18 protein-coding genes are annotated in these 19,417 nt (G+C 68.4%); 8 read left to right on the top strand and 10 right to left on the bottom strand.

Annotated elements, in window-relative coordinates:
• Window positions 1-19: 19 nt before the first annotated feature.
• Window positions 20-1,249, bottom strand: a complete 1,230-nt coding sequence (locus EV652_RS19655; RefSeq protein WP_132210608.1) for an iron-containing alcohol dehydrogenase — start codon at window positions 1,247-1,249, stop codon at window positions 20-22.
• 31 nt (window positions 1,250-1,280) lie between these two features.
• The gene (locus EV652_RS19650; protein ID WP_199238275.1) at window positions 1,281-2,294 is read right to left on the bottom strand and encodes an Ldh family oxidoreductase; all 1,014 of its coding nucleotides are present in this window, start codon (window positions 2,292-2,294) and stop codon (window positions 1,281-1,283) included.
• A gap of 139 nt (window positions 2,295-2,433) precedes the next feature.
• On the opposite strand from EV652_RS19650, the gene EV652_RS19645 reads away from it, so the two are divergent.
• The gene (locus EV652_RS19645) at window positions 2,434-3,156 is read left to right on the top strand and encodes a GntR family transcriptional regulator (RefSeq protein WP_132210606.1); all 723 of its coding nucleotides are present in this window, start codon (window positions 2,434-2,436) and stop codon (window positions 3,154-3,156) included.
• Here EV652_RS19645 and EV652_RS19640 read toward each other — a convergent pair whose 3' ends face one another.
• The 4 genes from EV652_RS19640 to EV652_RS19625 are packed head-to-tail and all read right to left on the bottom strand — an operon-like array spanning window position 3,157 to window position 7,102.
• The gene (locus EV652_RS19640) at window positions 3,157-3,927 is read right to left on the bottom strand and encodes an energy-coupling factor ABC transporter ATP-binding protein (protein WP_132210605.1); all 771 of its coding nucleotides are present in this window, start codon (window positions 3,925-3,927) and stop codon (window positions 3,157-3,159) included. It abuts the gene before it with no gap.
• Window positions 3,924-4,655 carry a cobalt ECF transporter T component CbiQ gene (gene cbiQ, locus EV652_RS19635; protein ID WP_242001863.1) on the bottom strand — a complete coding sequence of 244 codons (732 nt, stop codon included), beginning with the start codon at window positions 4,653-4,655 and terminating at the stop codon, window positions 3,924-3,926. Before cbiQ ends, EV652_RS19640 begins: the two co-directional genes overlap by 4 nt.
• Window positions 4,656-4,678: 23 nt before the next feature.
• Window positions 4,679-5,698 carry an energy-coupling factor ABC transporter permease gene (locus EV652_RS19630; protein WP_132210603.1) on the bottom strand — a complete coding sequence of 340 codons (1,020 nt, stop codon included), beginning with the start codon at window positions 5,696-5,698 and terminating at the stop codon, window positions 4,679-4,681.
• Between the two features lie 45 nt (window positions 5,699-5,743).
• A complete protein-coding gene (locus tag EV652_RS19625) occupies window positions 5,744-7,102 on the bottom strand; it encodes a dihydrolipoyl dehydrogenase family protein (RefSeq protein WP_132210602.1) in 1,359 nt (452 codons plus the stop codon).
• Between the two features lie 111 nt (window positions 7,103-7,213).
• Between EV652_RS19625 and EV652_RS19620 the strand changes: the two genes are divergently transcribed.
• The 4 genes from EV652_RS19620 to EV652_RS19605 are packed head-to-tail and all read left to right on the top strand — an operon-like array spanning window position 7,214 to window position 11,372.
• The gene (locus tag EV652_RS19620) at window positions 7,214-8,716 is read left to right on the top strand and encodes a PstS family phosphate ABC transporter substrate-binding protein (RefSeq protein ID WP_132210601.1); all 1,503 of its coding nucleotides are present in this window, start codon (window positions 7,214-7,216) and stop codon (window positions 8,714-8,716) included.
• A 9-nt stretch (window positions 8,717-8,725) separates the two neighbouring features.
• The gene (locus EV652_RS19615; protein ID WP_132210600.1) at window positions 8,726-9,481 is read left to right on the top strand and encodes a metallophosphoesterase; all 756 of its coding nucleotides are present in this window, start codon (window positions 8,726-8,728) and stop codon (window positions 9,479-9,481) included.
• Window positions 9,481-9,894: a tRNA (N6-threonylcarbamoyladenosine(37)-N6)-methyltransferase TrmO gene (gene tsaA, locus EV652_RS19610; RefSeq protein WP_132210599.1), complete on the top strand. Its 414-nt coding sequence runs from the start codon at window positions 9,481-9,483 to the stop codon at window positions 9,892-9,894. The genes EV652_RS19615 and tsaA overlap by 1 nt, the downstream gene beginning before the upstream one ends.
• Window positions 9,895-9,932: 38 nt before the next feature.
• Entirely contained in the window at window positions 9,933-11,372 is a 1,440-nt protein-coding gene (locus EV652_RS19605) for an MFS transporter (RefSeq protein ID WP_132210598.1), read from the top strand.
• Here the strand turns inward: EV652_RS19605 and EV652_RS19600 are convergent.
• Both EV652_RS19600 and EV652_RS19595 read right to left on the bottom strand, forming a co-directional pair.
• A complete protein-coding gene (locus tag EV652_RS19600) occupies window positions 11,348-12,046 on the bottom strand; it encodes a class I SAM-dependent methyltransferase (protein WP_132210597.1) in 699 nt (232 codons plus the stop codon). The genes EV652_RS19605 and EV652_RS19600 overlap by 25 nt on opposite strands.
• 45 nt (window positions 12,047-12,091) lie before the next feature.
• Window positions 12,092-14,215: a peptidoglycan DD-metalloendopeptidase family protein gene (locus EV652_RS19595; protein ID WP_132210596.1), complete on the bottom strand. Its 2,124-nt coding sequence runs from the start codon at window positions 14,213-14,215 to the stop codon at window positions 12,092-12,094.
• A gap of 238 nt (window positions 14,216-14,453) precedes the next feature.
• Here EV652_RS19595 and lpdA point away from each other — a divergent pair, with 238 nt between their 5' ends.
• Together lpdA and EV652_RS19585 are read left to right on the top strand one after the other, a co-directional pair.
• Window positions 14,454-15,863: a dihydrolipoyl dehydrogenase gene (gene lpdA / locus EV652_RS19590; protein WP_132210595.1), complete on the top strand. Its 1,410-nt coding sequence runs from the start codon at window positions 14,454-14,456 to the stop codon at window positions 15,861-15,863.
• A 111-nt stretch (window positions 15,864-15,974) separates the two neighbouring features.
• A complete protein-coding gene (locus EV652_RS19585) occupies window positions 15,975-16,436 on the top strand; it encodes a PGPGW domain-containing protein (protein ID WP_132210594.1) in 462 nt (153 codons plus the stop codon).
• Here the strand turns inward: EV652_RS19585 and EV652_RS19580 are convergent.
• Window positions 16,404-17,594: an FAD-dependent monooxygenase gene (locus tag EV652_RS19580; RefSeq protein WP_132210593.1), complete on the bottom strand. Its 1,191-nt coding sequence runs from the start codon at window positions 17,592-17,594 to the stop codon at window positions 16,404-16,406. The genes EV652_RS19585 and EV652_RS19580 overlap by 33 nt on opposite strands.
• 83 nt (window positions 17,595-17,677) lie before the next feature.
• On the opposite strand from EV652_RS19580, the gene EV652_RS19575 reads away from it, so the two are divergent.
• Window positions 17,678-18,367: a TetR/AcrR family transcriptional regulator gene (locus EV652_RS19575; protein ID WP_132210592.1), complete on the top strand. Its 690-nt coding sequence runs from the start codon at window positions 17,678-17,680 to the stop codon at window positions 18,365-18,367.
• On the opposite strand, the gene EV652_RS19570 is transcribed toward EV652_RS19575, so the two are convergent.
• A complete protein-coding gene (locus EV652_RS19570; protein WP_132210591.1) occupies window positions 18,348-19,244 on the bottom strand; it encodes an AraC family transcriptional regulator in 897 nt (298 codons plus the stop codon). The two genes, EV652_RS19575 and EV652_RS19570, sit on opposite strands and share 20 nt — an antisense overlap.
• Window positions 19,245-19,417: the final 173 nt, after the last annotated feature.

Raw genomic sequence — 19,417 nt, 5'->3', positions numbered from 1 at the left:
GTGGGCTCCAAACGCCTGGTCAGAACGGGTTGCTTCGATCGCCGGCGTACGCGGCACGAGTGATCTCGTACAGCGCATCGGCGTCCAGCGGACGGGGGTTGTTGTCGACCAGCCGGGCCGACTTCAGCCCCATCGCCGCGATGTAGGACAGCTGGTCCTCGGTCAGGCCGAGTTCCTTCAGCGTGGGCGGGATGCCGATCCGGTCCAGCAGACCCTCGACGGCCTCGATTCCCGCCAGCGCGCGTACCTCGTCGGCACCGGACCCCTCGACACCGAGCATGTCCGCGATCTCGGCGAACTCGCGGACTCGGGCGGGTGCGTTGTAACGCATCACGTACGGGAGAAGGACGCCGACTCCGACACCGTGCGCGGTATGGGTGAGCGCACCGATCGGGTACTGCAGGGCATGCGCGGCGGCCGTCCCAGCCACTCCCAGCGCATAGCCGCCGGCATTCGCGGCCAGCATCACGTCGGAGCGCGCCTGCCGATCGTCCGGATGCTCCAAGGCCGTCGGCAGCGCCCGGGCCAGTAGCCCGAGACCCCAGCGTGCATAGGAGTCGCTGATCACGTTCTTGCCGATGAAGACCCTGCCTTCGCCCACCGCCGCGGGCGGCCGCTGGATCGCGGTGAACGACTCCACCAGATGCGACACCGCGTCGGCGCCGGCGCTGGCGGTCAATCCGGGCGGACAGCTGTAGGTCAGTTCTGGATCGCAGATGGCCACCGAAGGAATCAGGTAAGCCGACGAGATGCCTGCCTTCAGCTCGCGCCGGCTGTCGCTGAGCACGCACACCGGTGTCACCTCGGACCCGGTCCCACCGGTCGTGGGTACGGCGATGATCGGCAGGACGGGTCCAGGTACGGCGTTCTCCCCGTAGTACCGATCGATCGGGCCGCCATGGCTGAGCAACAACGCGACAGCCTTGCCGAGGTCGAGGCAGCTGCCGCCGCCGATCCCGATCACCACCTCGATCCCGGCGTCCTTCATCGCGCCGTAGCAGGCGTCGATGTCTGCGACCGGCAACTCGGCAGCGGTGTCGGACCACACGCTCACCTCGGCACCGTGATCCTCGAGGTCGCTGATCAGCGCGGCGAACTCGGCCGAGGCCGCCAGCCGCCGGTCCGTGCAGACGAGCGCCTTACGCCCGTACTCCGCGGCCTGACTGCCGAGCACCGAGCGCTGGCCGGCTCCGAAGACAACCGTGCGAGGTGCTCGCTGTACGCCGAACGAGGCAGTGGTGATCGTCATCGTGGCTGGTCCTTGTCCGGTCGTGGGCGGGTCATTCGGCCAGAGCTGCTTCGGGCTGGACGCCCTGAAACGCGGTCAGCTCGCGCCACAGGTCGTCGGCGATGTCGATGCCGTTGGCAACCGACTGCTGGTAGCGAGCCCGGGCGCGGTCACCGGGAACCGCGACCGGCGTGGCCGGATCGGCCCGCCGGCTGCCGCGGACCTGGTCGAGGTAATCGGTGGCGGAGTACCGGGCACCGCTCAGCAGGATGAACAGGTCGCCCTTGTTGCTCGGACGGTCGTCGTCCAGCGTTCCGCCGACGGCCGTGCCGTACGCGGCTCCGGTCAGGAAGGTGACCATGGCCTCCAGACCCAGCCCGAGCCCGTACCCCTTCGCTCCCCCGAACGGCGCGATCGATCCGGACTTGGCCGCCACCGGGTCGACCGTTGGGTTGCCGGCGGCATCCAACGCCCAGCCCGGCTCGAGCGGTACGCCGCGGAGAGCGTGGTCGTGGACCTTGCCCATCGAGATCTGCGAGGTCGCCATGTCCAGCACCAGCGGGTGTGGCCGCGCGGGGACGCCGAGCGCCAGAGGGTTCGTGCCGAGCATTGCCTCGGTGCCGCCCCACGGGTGAACCAGAGCCTCGCTGGTCGTCATCCCCAGGCAGACCAGGCCGCGCTCGGCCATCCGACCCGCGTAGTAGCCGAGCATGCCGAGGTGGTTGTTGTTCGTGATCGAGCAGGCCGCGACGCCGTGCCGCTCGGCCGCCTGCACCACTGCCTCCAGAGCTCTGACCGCGACGACCGGCCCGAGACCCTGCTCGCCGTCGACGGACAGGTAGCACGGGCTGAGCCATTCGTGCTTGCCCGTGTTCGTCGGGCTCGCGGTGCCGTTCGCGATCCTGCGCAGTAGCCGCGGCAGCCGGAGCAGGCCGTGGGACGGCATGCCCTTCGCCTCGGCGATCAGGAGCAGTTCGGCTTGCTGGGCGGCCGCCGGGCTCGGCACACCCGCGGTGACGAGGAGACGTTCGGCCAAGGACTGAGCTGTTGCGAGATCTGTGTGCACGTCGACCATCCCAGGGGTGGATCGGTGGAGCGTGTCGATTTTTGGCAGGCTAGATCAGATCAGATATGATTTGCAATGGTTCGTGAATACGAATTCACAGTTGTGACCAAGGAGCCGTCGACCGGACCGGGGAAGGCCTATGAGCGAACGCGGTGCCGAGCGTCCCGAGCGCGCCCGGATGAGCGACGTCGTGTACGAGCAGCTGCAGACATTGCTGCTGGACGGCGTGATTCAGCCCGGTGAGCGGATCCGGGTCGATGTGATCAGCCGTCAGCTCGGCGTCTCCCAGACGCCGGTGCGGGAGTCGTTGAACCGGCTCGAGGCCGAGGATCTGGTGACCAAGACACATCTGATCGGATATTCCGCGAGCCCCAAACTGACCCCGGAGCGGTTCGAGGATCTCTTCGAGGCGCGGTTCCTGATCGAGCCGTACTGCTCAGGGCTTGCGGCCGGCCGGCACCAGCGCGTCGAGATCGAGCGGATCGCCGGCATCGCCGCCGAGATGCGGGCCCGCTACCAGGCCGGCACGATGTCGTACGGCGCCTTCGCGCGCAAGGACGCCGAGTTCCACCAGGCCATCATCGGTGCCACCGGGAACAGCTACTTCGCGGAGATCTTCGCCAAGCTGCATTGCCATCTCCAGCTGTTCCGATTGCTGCGCGACTCCCGGGTCGCCGAGAAGGCGCTCGACGAGCACGATCTGCTCGTCACCGCGATCCGGCGACGCGACGCCGAGGCGGCGGACGCCGCCATGCACGCCCACCTGACCGCATCCCGCGGCCGACTCAGGTCGGCGTTCGAGACACCGCCCGAGATGGTCGCTGCCGGGGCAGCCGCCGAGGAGGCCGGCCCGACTTCCTGATCAGCGTTCCGGCCCGGGGACCGAGAGGGGGTCGAAGCCGTACGGCAGTTCCAACCGGTGGGCCGCCATCAGGTCCGCGTCGCCGAGCAGGTCGCGGGTATTGCCGTCGGCAACGATCCGGCCGTCGTCCATCAGCAGGCTGCGCTCACACAACTGCAAGGCGTACGGCAGGTCGTGCGTGATCATCAGCAGGGTCACGTCGAGATCGGCCAGGATGTCCGCGAGCTCTCGCCGCGCGGCCGGGTCGAGGTTGCTCGACGGCTCGTCCAGCACCAGCACCTCGGGTCGCATCGCCAGAACCGTCGCCACCGCCACTCGCCGCCGTTGACCGAACGAGAGGTGATGCGGCGCCAGGTCCGCGTGATCCTGCATCCCGACCTGCACCAGCGCTTCGTGCACCCGATCGTCCAGCTCGGACCCGCGCAGACCGAGGTTCGCCGGTCCGAAGGCCACGTCGTCCCGCACGGTCGGCATGAACAACTGGTCGTCCGGGTCCTGGAACACCAGTCCGACCTTCCGCCGTACCTCAGGAAGGTGCTCGCGATGCAGGCCCGTCCCGCCGATCTGGATCCGGCCGCTCCCCGTCCCGCCGGCCACCGAGCCGAGGATCCCGTTCAGGTGGAGCACGAGCGTGGTCTTGCCGGCGCCGTTCGGGCCCAGCAGGGCGACCCGCTCACCGCGCTGGACAGTGAAGTCGACACCGAACAACGCTTGACGGCCGTCCGGGTAGGCGAAGACGAGACGCTCGACGTGGATCGCAGGACCGCTCACAAGCCGATCACCCTAACGGTGACCGCGATGACCACCGCGGTCAGGGAGATCGCCAGCCCCTGAAGCCACTGCGCAGACGTCGCACCGGACGCGCTCAGCAACGGCATCCGGCCGGTGTAGCCGCGCGACCGCATCGCCAGATGCACTCGCTCGCCCCGCTCGAAACTGCGCACAAACAGCGCGCCCACTCCCCCGGCCACCGCCTTCAGATGACCAGCACGGCCGCCGTTGTACCCGCGCGACTCACGCGCGATCCGCATCCGGTGCAGATCGTCGGACACCACGCTCATGTACCGGACCATGAACGACAGGATCGCTACCAGCGTCGACGGCAGCCGGAGTCGTTCGAGCCCGGACAGCAGGTCCCGCGGCCCGGTCGTCGCCGACAACAGGATCGCCGCGATCACGCCGAGCGTGCCCTTCGCCAGCACATTCCACGCCCCGAGTACGCCGGACTGCGACAACTCCAGTCCGAGTACGTCGACCCGCGGCCCGGTCGCCACGAACGGCAGCAGTAGCGCGAACACGATGAACGGCGTCTCCACCGTCAGCCGCCGCGACACCACCAGCGCCGGCAACTTCGCGACCACCACAGCGGCCACGAGCATCGCGGCGTACAGGCCGAACGCCCAGAAGGCCGATGCGGGCGTGGACACGACGGCGAGGACGAAGACGAACAGCGCGACGATCTTCACCTGCGCCGGGATGCGGTGAACCCGGCTGTCCACCGCTACGAGAAGACCGTCACCACTCATGAAGCCCTGTTTGCGCGCAGCGAGGCCAGCTTGGCGATCGCCAGCCCGACGACGATGGTGACCAGTACGCCGATGATGCCGGCCAGCGCACCGGAGACCTCGGCGTTGCCGATCCCGCTGACGCCGTAGTCGGCGAGCGGGCTGCCCGCGACCGCGGAGTCCTTGGCCGCGCCCTCGAAGCCGAGGGTGGCGCCGACGAACTCGAGACCGTCCGGATGCGCGCTCGCGAACAGGCTGAGGCCGCCGGCGACCAGGAAGGTGACCGCGATCCCGACGCCGAGCGTCCGGCCGGTCGGCTTGGATGCGATCGGTTTGTCCGGCGACACGGTCGAGGTGTTGCCGTCGGCATCGACCAGGACCAGGTCCCGCTGCAGGTGGCGAGCGGCGTACACCAGATCGGGCCGGGTCGCGACGACCGCGCTCAGGACGGCGGCCGTGATGACCGCCTCACCGATGCCGACCAGGATGTGCCAGCCGACCATCGCGGTCGCGAGCTTCCCGAGTGGGATGTCCACCGCTCCGCCGATCGCGTACAGCCCGGTGAAGGCGAGCGCGGCGACCGGCACCGACACCAACGCGCCGACAATGGCCGCCGGTACGACGCTGCCCACCTTCCGCGGCAGCACCTGCAGGAGCGCACGGGTCAGGACGTAGCCGACCAGCACAGTGATGACGCCCATCAGCGTGATGTTCGTGCCGAGCGCGGTCAGGCCGCCGTCGGCGAACAGCAACCCCTGGACCAGCAGCACGGTCGACATCACCAGCACGGCGGTCCACGGCCCGACAAGGGCCGCGGCCAGCGCGCCACCGAGCAGGTGCCCGCTGGTCCCCGCGCCGACCGGGAAGTTCACCATCTGTACCGCGAACACGAACGCCGCGGTCAGGCCGGCCAGCGCCGGACCCGTCTCGCGGATCTCCCGGTTCGCCCGCTGCAGACTGACCCCGACCGCGCCGGCCGCGATCAGGCCGGTCGCGACGGACGTCGGTGCGTCGAAGAAGCCATCAGGAACATGCACGAGCACATTCTTGAGCTTGTTGCGACCGGATCGCAACAAGGGATCTCACAATTGCTTGAGCGCATCCCCGATCGCACGGTGGAATGTCGGGTACGCGTAAATGAGCTGTTGCAGAGTGTGAACGGGAACGGCCGCGTGGACGGCGACCGCGAGCGCACCGAGCACCTCGCCGCCGGTCGGGCCGGCGCTGGTCGCGCCGACCAGTACGCCGCGCTCGTTGTCGACCACCAGTTTGATGAAGCCCTCGTTCCCCGCCTTGTGGATCCAGCCGCGGGTCGACGACGGGATCTGGCTGGAGCCGATCTTCACGTCGAGGCCGGCCTCCCGCGCCTGCTTCTCGGTCATCCCGACCGCACCGATCTCCGGGTCGGTGAAGGTCACCCGCGGCATCGCGTGGTAGCTCGCCACCGGTGCGCCCTCGCTGCCGAGGATGTCGAACACCGCGACGTTCGCCTGGTACATCGCGTTGTGCGTGAACGCGCCGACGCCGGTCACGTCGCCGACCGCCCAGACTCCGTCCGCGGCCCGGACGTGCTCGTCCACCTCGATCCGCCGGACGCCGGGGTCGATGCCGACCTGGTCGAGGCCGAGCGCCTTCACGTCCACCCGGCGGCCCGTTGCCACCAGCAACTTCTCGCCAGTGACCGTGCTGCCGTCCTCGAGCGCGACGGTGAAGGTGCTGCCGTCGTACCCGACCTTCTGGGCGTGGACGCCGGTGTGGAAGGTGACGCCGTCGCGCTCGAGCGCCTCACGGGCCAGCTGGCCTGACTCGGGTTCCTCCATCGACAACACCTGGCCGGCGCCCTCGATGACCGTCACGTCGACGCCGAACCGGGCGAACACCTGGGTGAGCTCGAGGCCGATCGCGCCACCGCCGAGCACGAGGATCGAGGCCGGCAGCGTGTCCGCCTCGATCGCCTCGTGGTTTGTCCAGTACGGCGTGCCGGCCAGACCGTCGATCGGTGGGATCACCGCGACGGTGCCGGTCGCGAGCACGATGCCGCGGGACGCCTCGAACTCCCGGTCGCCGGCCTTGACCGTGCGCGGACCGGTGATGGTGCCGCGCTCGCGCAGGAACGTGACGCCCTTCTTCACCAGGCGGTCGACCGCGACCTGGTCGTTCCAGCTGTCGGTCGCCTCCTCGCGGATGCGCTTGGCGACCGGTGCCCAGTCCGGCTGCACGGTCGCCGTACCGGCCATGCCGTCGACCCGGCGGGTCTCGGCGATCAGGTTGGCGGCCCGGATCATCATCTTGCTCGGGACACAGCCCCAGTAAGGGCACTCACCGCCGACCAGCCGTGGGTCCAAGCCGACCACGTTCAGCCCGGCTTCCGCCAGCCGCCCCGCCGTCTCCTCGCCGCCCACACCGAGTCCGATCACGACCACGTCAACCTGTTCAGCCATGCCGACCAATCTCGCAGAACGACCGGACCCGGCCAAGCCCACACCCCGCACGTCATCGCACGGTAAGCACTCGTTCACCGGGCCTGGATAGCGTTTTCGCAGGAGGGGACAGTGGATTTCTCTGGTCTGGGCGATATCAACCTCGAAACGATCATCGCCGCCATCGCTCTGATCGCTTCGGTCGTCGCCTGGCTGATCGACCGGTACATCCTGCGCCGCAAACGACTCGTCTACCGGGTCCAGGTGGATGCCCCGATGGGGGTCTATCCGAGTGCGGACAAGACGCAGCGGATGGTCGACGTCGAGGTGCGTCACCAAGGCGCCGTGGTGGAGAACCCGAGCATCGTGCTGCTCCGGCTGGACAACGCCGGCGGGATGGACATCGATCCGCAGGACATGCACGAGAAGGTCTCGTTCGCCTTTCCGGACCGCAAGATCGTCGGGCTGAAGGTCACCGAGGCGCACCCGAACTCGCTCGGGGAGATGCTGCAGCGCCGGCTGGTCCCGGCGAACTACGTCGACACCAGCAAGCTGGTGCTGCCCCGGATCGCGATCAATCGCGGCGACCACTTCAAGTTTCTGCTCGTGCTGTCCGGGACGGGCAAGGGCGTGACCCACGCCGGCTATCTGGCCGGCGGATCGACCGGTGGTGGGGTCTATCACGAACCGCGGCCGCGCGGGCCAGGACGTCGTTCGCTGATGTTCGGTGCGCTGTCGTTGCTGCTGGTCGGCGCGCTGGTCGCGTTGTTCACGGTCGACGTACTGCAGCCGCCGGACAACTGCGCCTCCGGGCAGGTGCGGATCATCGGGTCGACCGCGGTCGAGTCGACCATGCGTGAGGTGCGGACCGCCTACGCGGCCGACTGCACCGACGCCGACATCACCATCGCGGCGAACGGCAGCCGCAGCGGTATCCGCACCCTCGAGGAGACCGGTGCGCAGGACGCCGGCGCGGCCGAGAGGCTGATCGCGATGTCGGACGGTACGGCGGAAGACGCGCCCGACCTGTGGGGTGAGCCGGTCGCGGTGGCCGTGTTCGCAGTCGCGGTGAACCGGTCGTCCGACGTGACCGGGCTGACCCGCGCGCAACTGCGCGACATCTACGGCGGCCGGATCACGAACTGGAAGCAGCTCGGTGGACGAGACCTACCGATCCGGATGGTCAGCCGGGTCGGGCCGGACTCGGGTTCGAGGCGGGTGTTCCGGGACAAGGTGCTGTCCGGCGACCAGGAGCTCGGCATCTCCTCCGACGACTGCCGGCGCGACGACCCGGTCGCCAAACACCACCGCTGCGAGGTCGGTACGACGGAGGAGCTGCTGACCCGGGTGAACGAGATCGACGGCGCGATCGGGTACGCCGAGCTCGGCAGCGCGCGGAAGTACCCGGAGATCACGGTCGCCTCGATCGACAGCGTCGTACCGGATCCGGCGAAGGTGGCGGACGGGTCGTACAAGTTCTGGGAAGTCGAGCACGCGTACACCTACAAGACACCCGCGGCGGACTCGCTCACGGCAGCGTTCCTCGACTACCTCCGGTCGGCGCAGGCGCGGCCGGTGCTGGCCCGCGGCGGGCTGGTTCCCTGCAACGATCTGCCGGGCGGTTTCTGCGGTTAAGGTGCAGACATGTACGTGATCGCGCACCTCAGTGACCCGCATCTCGACGGCTCGGAGGAGGCGCGCTCCCGGCTGCGACGGATCACGGCGTACCTGCGCGACTTCAGCCGACCGGTGGACGTCATCCTGGTCACCGGCGACCTGGCCGACCACGGCCTGGATGCGGAGTACGCCGAACTCGCGGCCGAACTGGAGTCGGACGTGCCGGTCCTGATGCTGCCGGGCAACCACGACGTGAGCGCACCGCTGCGAGCCGGAATGACCTCGTACGTCGACTCAGCGGGCGAGGGCCATCCGGTCCACCAGGTGCGCGACGTCGGCGGAGCGCGCTTCGTGCTCGTCGACAGCACTGTGCCGGGCGAGGATCACGGCTTGCTGTCCGCGGATTCCCTGACCTGGCTGGACGGCGTCCTGGGTGAGACCTTCGACGGGCCGCTGTTCGTGGCCTTCCACCACCCGCCGCTGGACCTGCATCACCCGGTGATGGACCAGTGGATGCTGCGATCCAGGGAGGCCTTCGAGGCCGTCCTGACCGGCAAGCCGATCACGGCATTGCTCACCGGGCACGTTCACAACGCCATCGTCACCACCTTCGCCGGCCACCCCGTCCTCGGGGCCCCGGGCATCCGTTCAACCGTCCCGCTCCCCTTCGAACCCCCGTTCCCCGCCGGCGGCGTTGTCGACACCGCCGCTTACCCCGGCTGCGCCCTGCATGTCCACACCCCTGGCGAGCCCTTGCAGACCTTCTACCGGTTCCCCGCCTGATGACGCGCCAGTTCGTGGTCCGGCCGATCGGCCGGGTGGAGTCTGTGCTGAGGACTCGCGACGAAGCCCCGCGCCAACCCGACGAGGGTGCTCCCAGCGCCTGGCTGGCGTTCGACGAATCGGTCCGCGACGCGCTGCGCGACCTCGCCGTGGGCGATGAGATCCTGGTCATCACCTGGTTCGATCGTGCCGACCGCGACGTGCTCACGGTTCATCCCCGCGGCGACCGGACCCGGCCCGAGACCGGAGTGTTCAGCACCCGCTCCCCCGACCGGCCCAATCCGCTCGGTCTGCATCGCGTCACCATCATCGGGTCCGCTGACCTGCGCCTGCAGGTCGATCATCTCGAAGCCCTCGACGAGACTCCGGTGGTCGACGTCAAACCGGTCCTCGGCGACATCGCCGAACGGTAGTTGACCTCAACTTAAGTTGAGGTTCCAGACTTGCCCGCGTGACCTCAACCAAGGATGAGATTTCCCGGGCGGGCCGTCGGGATTGGGTCGGGCTCGCGGTGCTCGCCCTGCCCGCGTTGCTGGCCTCGCTCGAGCTGACGGTGACGCATCTGGCGTTGCCGTCGATCGCCGCCGACCTGCGGCCGAGTGGCTCCGAACTGCTGTGGATCGTGGACATCTACGCGTTCCTGCTGGCCGGATCGCTGGTTACGATGGGCGCGCTCGGCGACCGGATCGGGCGACGGCGGTTGCTGCTGGGCGGTGCGGCCTTGTACGGCGTGGCTTCGGTGCTGGCGGCGTACTCGGTCAATCCCGCGATGCTGATCGGCACCCGGGCGCTGATGGGCATCGCCGGATCGACGCTGATGCCGTCGGTGGTCGCGCTGGTCGCGTGGATGTTCAAGGACACCAGGCAACGCGGTATCGCGATCGGCATCGTCGTCGCGAGCGTGTCCGGCGGTACGGCGATCGGTCCGCTGGTCGGAGGCTGGTTGCTGGACAACTTCTGGTGGGGCTCGGTGTTCCTGGTCGGCGTACCAGTGATGGCGGCGTTGCTGATCGCCGGGCCGCGGCTGCTGCCTGAGTACCGCGCCCCGGGGAGCAAGCGGCTCGATCCGGTGAGTGCGGTGCTGTCGATGGCGGCGATCCTGCCGGTGGTCTACGGCCTGAAGCACATCGCCGCGGACGGGTTCGCCTGGCGGTGGGTCGGGGTGATCGCAGCCGGGCTGGTGCTCGGCGTCGTCTTCGTCCACCGGCAGCGGCGGCTGGCCGACCCGATGGTCGATCTCAAGCTCTTCGCCAGTCGTGCGTTCAGCGCCTCGGCGATCGCGCTGGCGCTGGCCATCTTCGTGCTGTGGGGTGTCAACTACGCGATCGCCCAGTACCTCCAACTCGCACACGGCCTGGACCCGCTCGAGGCGGGTCTGTGGACCGCACCTTCGGCCGCCGGCACCATCGCGGGCTCACTGCTCGCGCCACGCCTCGCGCAACGGTTCAGTTCCGGCCGGGTGATCGCCGGCGGCCTGGTGCTGGCCGTGGCCGGCTTCCTCGCGCTGACCCAGGTCGGCCCGCTCGGTCTCCTGGTCACCGGCTCGATCATCATCTCCGCCGGTCTCGCCCCGACCATGGCGCTGGCCACCAACCTCATGATCGGCGCTGCTCCCGCGGAGCGTGCCGGTGGTGCGGCGGCAATCTCCTCGACGGCACCCCAGCTCGGCGGCGCGTTGGGCATCGCGCTGCTCGGCAGTCTGATCACCGCCGTCTACCGCAACGAGCTCGGCCACGACGCCGACGTGACCCGCGAAGCCCTCGCCTCCCCCGCCGCCCGCGACGCCTTCACCACCGGCTTCCACGTCTCGGTCACGGTCAGCGCCGTACTCCTGCTCCTCACCGCCACCCTCGCTGCGAAGTTCCTCTACGAAAGCCGGCCGCGGACGTAGAGCAACTGCGGGACCTCGCGCCAGACCGGGGTGTCGTGTTGTGGCTCGCGGAGGCGGTCGATGACGAAGCCGGCGTCGGCCAAGGTGTTCACGTAGGTGCTGAGCGTGCGGTGGTAGGCGCCGACCGGCAGCGCGTTCCGATGGATGCCGGGACCGTCCCAGTAGCCCTCGGCGTAGTACTTGCCGACCGTACGCCGGACGCTCTTGTCGACGTGGTCGACGATCTCGCCGGTGGCGGGCGTCTTGAAGCAGGGATGCGTGATCGACAGCACGAACCAGCCTCCGGGCTTCACGACGCGGGCCATGGAGTGCACGGCCTCGTCCAGGTTCGGGATGTCCATCAACGCCATGTGGCAGACAACCCCGTCGAACGAGTCGTCGGCGAGCCCTTCCAGCGTGTGCGCATCCCCGTGCCGATAGGTGATGCCGAGGGGTTCGGCTTCCTCGTGCAGCCGGGCCTTCTCGATCAGCTTCTCGGACAGGTCGACACCGGTGACGACTGCGCCCTGCTTGGAGAGGTAGCGGGCCTCACGACCCTGGCCGCACGCGACCACACAGATCTCCTGGCCGGTCACCTCCCCGGTCAACTCGGTGAAGGTGGCATCGTCCAGGGCTGAGCCGGCTCCGACCCACTCGTCGTAGTCGGCGGCTACATCGTCGTACGTGGATTCCATGCTGTTGCCACGAACGAGCACGCCGAGCGGTTCCGCCGTCTGCTGTCAGGAGACCGCAGGCTTGCCGAACTCCCAGTGCCAGGGCTCTTCGCGGGAGCCGCCCTGGTCGGCCCAGGACGGGTGGACCCAGCCGAACTGGGCAGCGTGGGCCTTCATCCACTGGTACTGCGCGGTGCCGAAGCGATCCACGCCGCCGCACATGTCCACGGCCACGCCCCACCCGTGGTTGGACGTACCGGGCAGCGCAGCGAGGGACGGCTTGCGGGCGTACAGGCTGACCTGGGCCGAGTAGGAGCGGTACGAGTCGGTGATGCACAGCGTCTTGCCGAACTGGGCACGGTAGGCACGCGCCAACTGCAGATAGGCAGCCGCCGCGTCGCAGCGGAGCCTGTGGCCGGACCCGAGCGCGCAGAGCTTGCTTGCCGGGATCATGCCGTTGCTGTAACCGCCCCAGCCCACAGTCGCGCTACCGGTCGCAAGGAACGGCATCGGGTTCACCGCGTCGCCGCCGAGGCGGACCTCGAAGTGCAGGTGCGGACCGGTCGAGTTCCCCTCGGTGCCGACTGCCCCGATGCGCTGCCCAGCGGTGACCTGCGCGCCGTCAGCTACGTCGACCGAGCTCAGGTGCCCGTACAGCGTCTCCAACCCGTTGCCGTGGTCGATGCGCACCAGGTTCCCTGCCCAGGCCGGATGCTCGACCCGGACGACTCCGGATGTCACCGCGCGAACCGGCGTACCGACGGCGGCCGGGAAGTCCTGGCCGGTGTGGACCCCGGTCGCCCACATCGCGCCGGCCTGCCCGAACGACGTACCGATCTCGTAGGTGCCCTCGGCCAACGGCCACATCCAGGAACCGGTCCCGACGTTGTACGACGTCGCCGTGTTGCCACACCGGAACGCATAGGCGTCCGACGTTGCCACCGGCGCGACCTGGGCCCTGACCGGCTTGCCGAGCGTCGGGCGAAGGGCGGCGTACAGATTGTCCGGGACCCTGGTGACGACGACCGAGCCCTTGGCCTCGTCCGCGGCGATCATCTCGCCGCTGTCGAGGGCGACGCCGATGTGGAACAGGCCGAGCGACTTGCTGCCCATCAGGAGCAGATCGCCGGGCTGGATCTGGGAGGGCCGCACCGCCTGGTAGTTCGGGTAGACCTTGCCGACCAGGTTCGGGAGCGTGGTGTACGGCTGCCACGCGACTCGGGCCGCACCAAGACAGCCGTAGCTGTCCGGGCCGGTCGCGGCGACGCCGTACGGCTTCCCGAGCAGACTGAACGCCTGGTTCACCGCCCGGATCGTCTCCGCCGACAGGACCCGGATCGTCCGACCGCCCTGGGCCACGGAAGCCGCACCGGCGACGGGCGCACCCGCGTCGATGAACGGCAGCAGCCCGGTGGGGAGCTTCGCCGGGTTCTTCAGTACGGCGGCCGCCGGCGGCTTGACCTTGGCGGTCGCGAGCTCGGTGAGGTACGTCTGCCAGCGCGCCAGCGCCTGCTGGTTGCGAGCGAGCTGCAGCTGCTTGGAGACTGCGGACGCGCCGTCGAGGTCGGCGACCTGGCTCTCCATCATCAGCGCCGCGTCGGCTGCCTTCTGTTGCACTTCTGCGCTGAGCTGCTTGGCCTTACCCGCGGCTTCGTTCGCCGCGGCACGCTTGGTCGTGGCCTCCGACTTCGCCTTGCCGGCCGCGTTCTCGGCGCTCATCGCGGTCTGGTACTGCGAGACCTGCGTGCTGCCGAGCTGCTGGATGGCGGTCTGCCGGTCCGCGATCTCCTGCAGGCTCTCCGCGATCGGGGCCAGCGACCAGAGCATCGACTCGGCGCCCATCACGGTCGGGATGCCGGTTTGGTACGCCTGCACGGTCAGCAACCCGAGCCGCTTGCGCTCCGCGTCGGCCTTACCCTTCGACGCCGCCGCCGCGGTCTCCGCCTTCTTCGCCGCCGCTTCGGCGGTCTGCGCGGCCTTCAGCGCGTTCGTGTAGGTGATCGTCGCCTTCGCGAAATCGGCCTGTACGGCGGCCGCCTCGGCCTGGAGCTGTTCCAGCGTCTTGTTCACGTCCGTCACGGAAGCCGGCGGCGGTGGGGTGGGATCGTCGGCGTAGGCGGGCAGCGCGAACACCGCCAGCACTGTGCCGAGTGCTGCGAACCGCAGCCCTCGACGGCTCCCCACGCCCATCAGGTCCCCATCCTCGATCGCCTCACGCGAGCGCAGGAGGTGACGGCCCCCGCGCGTGCCCCAGCGTAGGCTGCGAACGGTCCTGACGAAACCCCACGTCACGGACCGTGACCTCAGCGTGGTGGAGATCGCCTGTCCGTGACCGCGGGACCGGCTGTTCGGTGACCCCGGTCACGCTCGCGGCCAAGCGTCGTACCACTGGTCCGGATCGCTGGTGCGACCCACTAAAGTTCACTTCATGGCCTCGCACTTTGACGTTGTTGTCCTCGGCGCAGGTCCGGGTGGGTACGTCGCGGCGATCCGCGCCGCCCAGCTCGGGCTGAAGACCGCCATCATCGAGAAGAAGTACTGGGGCGGTGTCTGCCTGAACGTGGGCTGTATCCCGTCCAAGGCGCTGCTGCGCAACGCCGAACTGGCGCACATCTTCCGCGCCGACGCGAAGACGTTCGGGATCAGCGGCGAGGTCAGCTTCGACTTCTCGACCGCGGTGCAGCGCAGCCGGAAGGTCGCCGACGGCCGGGTCAAGGGCGTCCACTTCCTGATGAAGAAGAACAACATCACCGAGTTCGACGGCTGGGGCTCGTTCACCGACGCCAACACCCTCGACGTCACTCTCAACGGAGACGGCTCGGCTGAGAACTCTGTGACGGTCACGTTCGACAACTGCATCATCGCCACCGGCGCGACCACCAAGCTGCTGCCGGGCACCCAGCTGAGCGAGCGCGTGGTGACGTATGAGGAGCAGATCCTCACCGAGGAACTGCCGGGCTCGATCATCATCGCCGGTGCCGGCGCGATCGGCGTCGAGTTCGCCTACGTACTGACCAACTACGGCGTGAAGGTCACCATCGTCGAGTTCCTGGACCGGATGGTGCCGCTCGAGGACGCCGAGGTGTCCAAGGAGCTGGCCAAGGCCTACAAGAAGCTCGGCGTCGACGTGCTCACCTCCACCCGGGTCGACGCGATCGACGACTCCGGCGACACGGTGAAGGTCACCGTCACCGGCAAGGACGGCAACCAGCAGACGCTGGAGGCCGACAAGGTGCTGCAGGCGATCGGCTTCCAGCCCCGCGTCGACGGCTACGGCCTGGACAAGATCGGCGTCAAGCTGACCGAGCGCGGCGCGATCGAGGCCGACGGCTTCCTGCGCACCAACGTGCCGAACATCTTCGCCATCGGCGACGTGAACGCGAAGCTGATGCTCGCGCACGCGGCCGAGGCACAGGGCGTGATCGCGGCCGAGACCATCGCCGGCGTCGAGACGATGGAGCTCGACCACGTGATGATCCCGCGGGCGACCTTCTGCCAGCCGCAGGTGGCCAGCTTCGGCTACACCGAGGAGCAGGCCAAGGAGAAGGGGTACGACGTCAAGGTCGCGAAGTTCCCCTTCACCGCGAACGGCAAGGCGCACGGCCTCGGCGACCCGACCGGCTTCGTCAAGGTGATCAGCGACGCCAAGTACGGCGAGCTCCTCGGCGCGCACCTGATCGGCCCCGAGGTCACCGAGTTGCTGCCCGAGCTGACCCTGGCGCAGAAGTGGGATCTGACCACCAAGGAGCTGGCCCGCAACGTGCACGCCCACCCGACCCTGAGCGAGGCGCTGCAGGAAGCCTTCCACGGCCTCGAAGGCCACATGATCAACTTCTGAACCACCTGTTCGAGAGGCGGCAGGCGGCGGGTTCCCGAAACCCGTTGCCTGCCGTCATTTCGTTACGGCGCGGGACGTGGGATTGCCTGAACGAGCACGTACTCTTGGGGCGTGGCCGAGAAGAGGGGTGGTCCCGACCGCACTGATCACAACATCACACTGGACGCTCAGGACGACCGGTGGGAGTGGCGGCGGCGGATACGGGCGGATCCGAAGAAGCATCTGATCTATCGGGTCGGTGTGGGTGTGGTGGGCGGGATATTGATCATTGCCGCGCCGTTGACCGGGTGGCTGCCCGGCCCTGGCGGCATTCCCTTGTTCATCGCGGGTCTCGCCGTGCTGGCAAGCGAGTTCGAGTGGGCCCAGCGGGTGCTCTACAAGGTGAAGGACTGGGTCCAGGAGCTCACCGCCTGGACCGGCAAACAGCCGGCCTGGCTGAAAGTGCTCGGCACGGTCGCTCTCTTCCTCTGCGTGCTCGTCGCGATCTGGCTGTACCTCGCCGTGCTCGGCGTACCCGGATGGTTCCCTGACTCCTGGGAGTCATTCCTGCACAGGCTGCCGCTGCTCGGCTAAGTAGTTGTTCAGCACAACCAGATTGCTCACCTTCTCCCCCAGCTTGAGCATCTGGTGCAGGAAGAACGGTTGCGAGAGCACCCGGTTCCGCGCGGCGATGCCGAAACGGGTGCCCGGGGCAAGGAACTTCCCGGTCCGGTTGCCGCCGCTCTGCGTCTTCGACACCGGCTTGCGCAACTGCGCCTCGTAACGCTCGAACGCCGCCCGGTAATCATCGCCCGACGTGGCCAGCTCCCCGGCCAGGATGTACGCCGCGACGACCGCGGTACTCGTGCCCATGCCGCCGACGGTGGCGCCGTACCCGGCGTCGCCGAGGAGCACGACCCGCCCGGTCGACCAGCGGTCCACGTCGACGCGGCTGATCGAGTCGAAGTACAACTCCGTTGCCGCTGGCAACCCTTCGAGCAACTGCGGGACGTGCCACCCCAGATCTGAGAACCGTGCCGCGATGATCGCCTTCTGCTGCTCGTCATCCCGCCGGTCGTAAGCCAACTCCGGCGACTTGAACAGGACCATCGTCCCCGCCATCGCCGGGTCGCGCCGGTCGGCTCCCACACTCACCAGCCGCCCAGGCACGTTGTACATCAGCGCATCGCCGGAGATCCCGAGCGTGTTCGGCGCGTCCCAGCCGGCGATGTAGTAGCCGAGATGGCGCACGTAGTCCTTCTCCGGCCCGAACGCCAACCGCCGCACCATGGAGTGCAGCCCGTCCGCCCCGATCACCAGGTCGTACGTCTCCTCGATCCCGCTCTCGAACGACACGTCGACCCCACCCGCATGCTCGGTCAGACTCGCGATCGAGTCCCCGAACCGGTACGACGCCTGGTCGCAGGAGTGCTCGTACAAAACCCGGGACAGATCCGATCGCAGGACCTCCAGCTCTCCCCCGGCGAACTCACCAGGCAACCGCATCAACTGCCGGCCGGCCGAGTCTACGAACCGCATCGGGCTGCCACCCGTCTGCCGAGCCTTCAGGTCCTCGAGCACGCCCATCCGGGACAGGACTTCCCGATTCACCGGTCCGCGGAAGTCCACCGCGTAGCCGCCCTCGCGGAGCGCCGGTTGGATCTCGACCACCGTCACGTCGTACCCGTACCGCCCGAGCCAGTGCGCCACCGCCGGACCGGCCACGCTCGCCCCCGACACCAGAACCTTCATCGTCGCCTCCAGAGCTAATTGTGTCCGTCGGACACAGTAGTGTGTATGGTAGACACAGTTCAAGCTCATGCGGAAGGGACGTCATGACAGAACTGCTCTGGGGCCGGCAGCAGCAGCCGAGCCGTGGCCCGAAGCCGGCCGTCACGCTGGCCGGTATCGCCGAGGCCGCGATCCGGATCGCCGACGCGGAAGGTCTGGACGCGGTCTCGATGCAGCGGGTCGCCGACGACCTGCCGGTCACCAAGATGGCGCTCTACCGCTACGTCCCGGGCAAGACCGAGCTGGTCGCCGTGATGAGCGATCTGGCCGTCGGCGCACCACCTGACCACGACGATCTCCCGTGGCGCGAGGCGCTGAAGACCTGGGCGCTCGACCTCTACGCGACCTTCACCGAACACCCCTGGCTACTGCAGTCCACCATCGGCCGCCGCCTGCTCGGCCCGAACGAACTCGCGTGGATGGAGCGTGGGGTCGAGAAACTGAGCGACTCCGGCCTGAACGGCGGCGAACAACTCGACTCGATCCTCGTCCTCACCAGCCACGTCCGGAACATCGCCCAGCAGGCCATGACGCTGCCGGGATCCACCACCGGCCTGACCGAGGAAGACATCGGTCAGGCCCTGGCCGAGATCCTCAGCACCGAGGCGTCCCGGTTCCCCAGCCTGACCGCGGCGATGCAGACCGCCGCGCTCAACCAGAACCAGGGCCTGGAGTTCGGTCTCGACCGCATCCTCGACGGCCTGGAACTGCTGATCAGCGCGCGGAAGGACTGAGCTTCCGAGCGTTGAAACGTTGCCGATAGGCCGACGCGCTCAGCCCGTAGTGCGACTTGAACCGCCGGGCGAAGTAGTTCTGGTCCGGCCACCCCACCGACTCGCCGATCCGGTTGATCGGCAGGTCCGTGTGCAGCAACTGGTCGGCCGCGAGCTCCACCCGATGCCGGGACAGATACGCCATCGGCGGCAACCCGGTCGCCGACTTGAACAGCCGGACCAGATACCCCGGCGCCAGATGCAGCGCGTGGGCCAGATCGGTCAGCATCCACTGCCGCGCCGGGTCCGCCTCCATCATCCGCATCGCATCCAGTACGGCGGGATGCGTCTGCTCACCGCGATCGCCATGTTCGGCGACGGTCCGCGCCAGGCAACTCAGATACAACGACAGCCAGCCGACGACGTCCCCGCGATGCCGACTCAAGGACTGGTTGCGCAGCCGCCTGAGCTCTTCGAGATGCTGGAGACCTTCCTTCATCGTTCCCGGCTCGAGGTGGGCAGTGAGCATGCCGCGCCGCTGCGCCGAAAACGGTCCGGTCCACAGCAGATAACCCAGTAGGGGATCCTCGCGCGTCCACGCCAGCTCACGCTGCACCAGGTCGGCCGAGAAGCAGCAGTTGTAGACCTGCAGCCCGCGGCACTCGTCGTACTGATGCCAGACGCCCGGCCGGAGCAGGATCAGGTCGCCGGGCTCGAGTTGCTGCCGGCCGGCCAGACTGTGATGGACGCCCTCGCCGCCGGTGATGAGGGCGATCTCGAAGAAGCTGTGGGTGTGCAGCGGATGGCTGTTCTCGTGCACGTGCGGACCCGCGTGCACCAGCGTGCCCTCGACGAAGTGCAGCAGCGTCCCGGTATGTGTCACCGGCTCCTCGGCCATGCTTCACGATAGGGCCGAGGTGCATTTTGTGCTACCACGAGTGCACATCGGGCTAGCCCCTGACGATTGGCGGCTTCAGGATCGGGGGACAGGCGAAACGTCCTCGCCATCAATCCGTAACAGACCGAGCCGCTTTGTCAGATCACCTAATGAATCGTTTCACTCGCCGGTTG

The sequence above is a fragment of the Kribbella steppae genome (genome assembly GCF_004342025.1).
GTDB lineage: Bacteria > Actinomycetota > Actinomycetes > Propionibacteriales > Kribbellaceae > Kribbella > Kribbella steppae.
The sequence above is the reverse complement of the archived record's forward strand: the minus strand, read 5'-3'. Positions and strand labels throughout refer to the sequence as shown.

What these genes read in the sequence shown, in the direction of transcription:
- EV652_RS19655 (WP_132210608.1), bottom strand. Translation starts at nt 1,249, where the DNA reads ATGACGATCACCACTGCCTCGTTCGGCGTACAGCGAGCACCTCGCACG.
- EV652_RS19645 (WP_132210606.1), top strand. Translation starts at nt 2,434, where the DNA reads ATGAGCGAACGCGGTGCCGAGCGTCCCGAGCGCGCCCGGATGAGCGAC.
- EV652_RS19625 (WP_132210602.1), bottom strand. Translation starts at nt 7,102, where the DNA reads ATGGCTGAACAGGTTGACGTGGTCGTGATCGGACTCGGTGTGGGCGGC.
- EV652_RS19615 (WP_132210600.1), top strand. Translation starts at nt 8,726, where the DNA reads ATGTACGTGATCGCGCACCTCAGTGACCCGCATCTCGACGGCTCGGAG.
- tsaA (WP_132210599.1), top strand. Translation starts at nt 9,481, where the DNA reads ATGACGCGCCAGTTCGTGGTCCGGCCGATCGGCCGGGTGGAGTCTGTG.
- EV652_RS19600 (WP_132210597.1), bottom strand. Translation starts at nt 12,046, where the DNA reads ATGGAATCCACGTACGACGATGTAGCCGCCGACTACGACGAGTGGGTC.
- EV652_RS19595 (WP_132210596.1), bottom strand. Translation starts at nt 14,215, where the DNA reads ATGGGCGTGGGGAGCCGTCGAGGGCTGCGGTTCGCAGCACTCGGCACA.
- lpdA (WP_132210595.1), top strand. Translation starts at nt 14,454, where the DNA reads ATGGCCTCGCACTTTGACGTTGTTGTCCTCGGCGCAGGTCCGGGTGGG.
- EV652_RS19580 (WP_132210593.1), bottom strand. Translation starts at nt 17,594, where the DNA reads ATGAAGGTTCTGGTGTCGGGGGCGAGCGTGGCCGGTCCGGCGGTGGCG.
- EV652_RS19575 (WP_132210592.1), top strand. Translation starts at nt 17,678, where the DNA reads ATGACAGAACTGCTCTGGGGCCGGCAGCAGCAGCCGAGCCGTGGCCCG.
- EV652_RS19570 (WP_132210591.1), bottom strand. Translation starts at nt 19,244, where the DNA reads ATGGCCGAGGAGCCGGTGACACATACCGGGACGCTGCTGCACTTCGTC.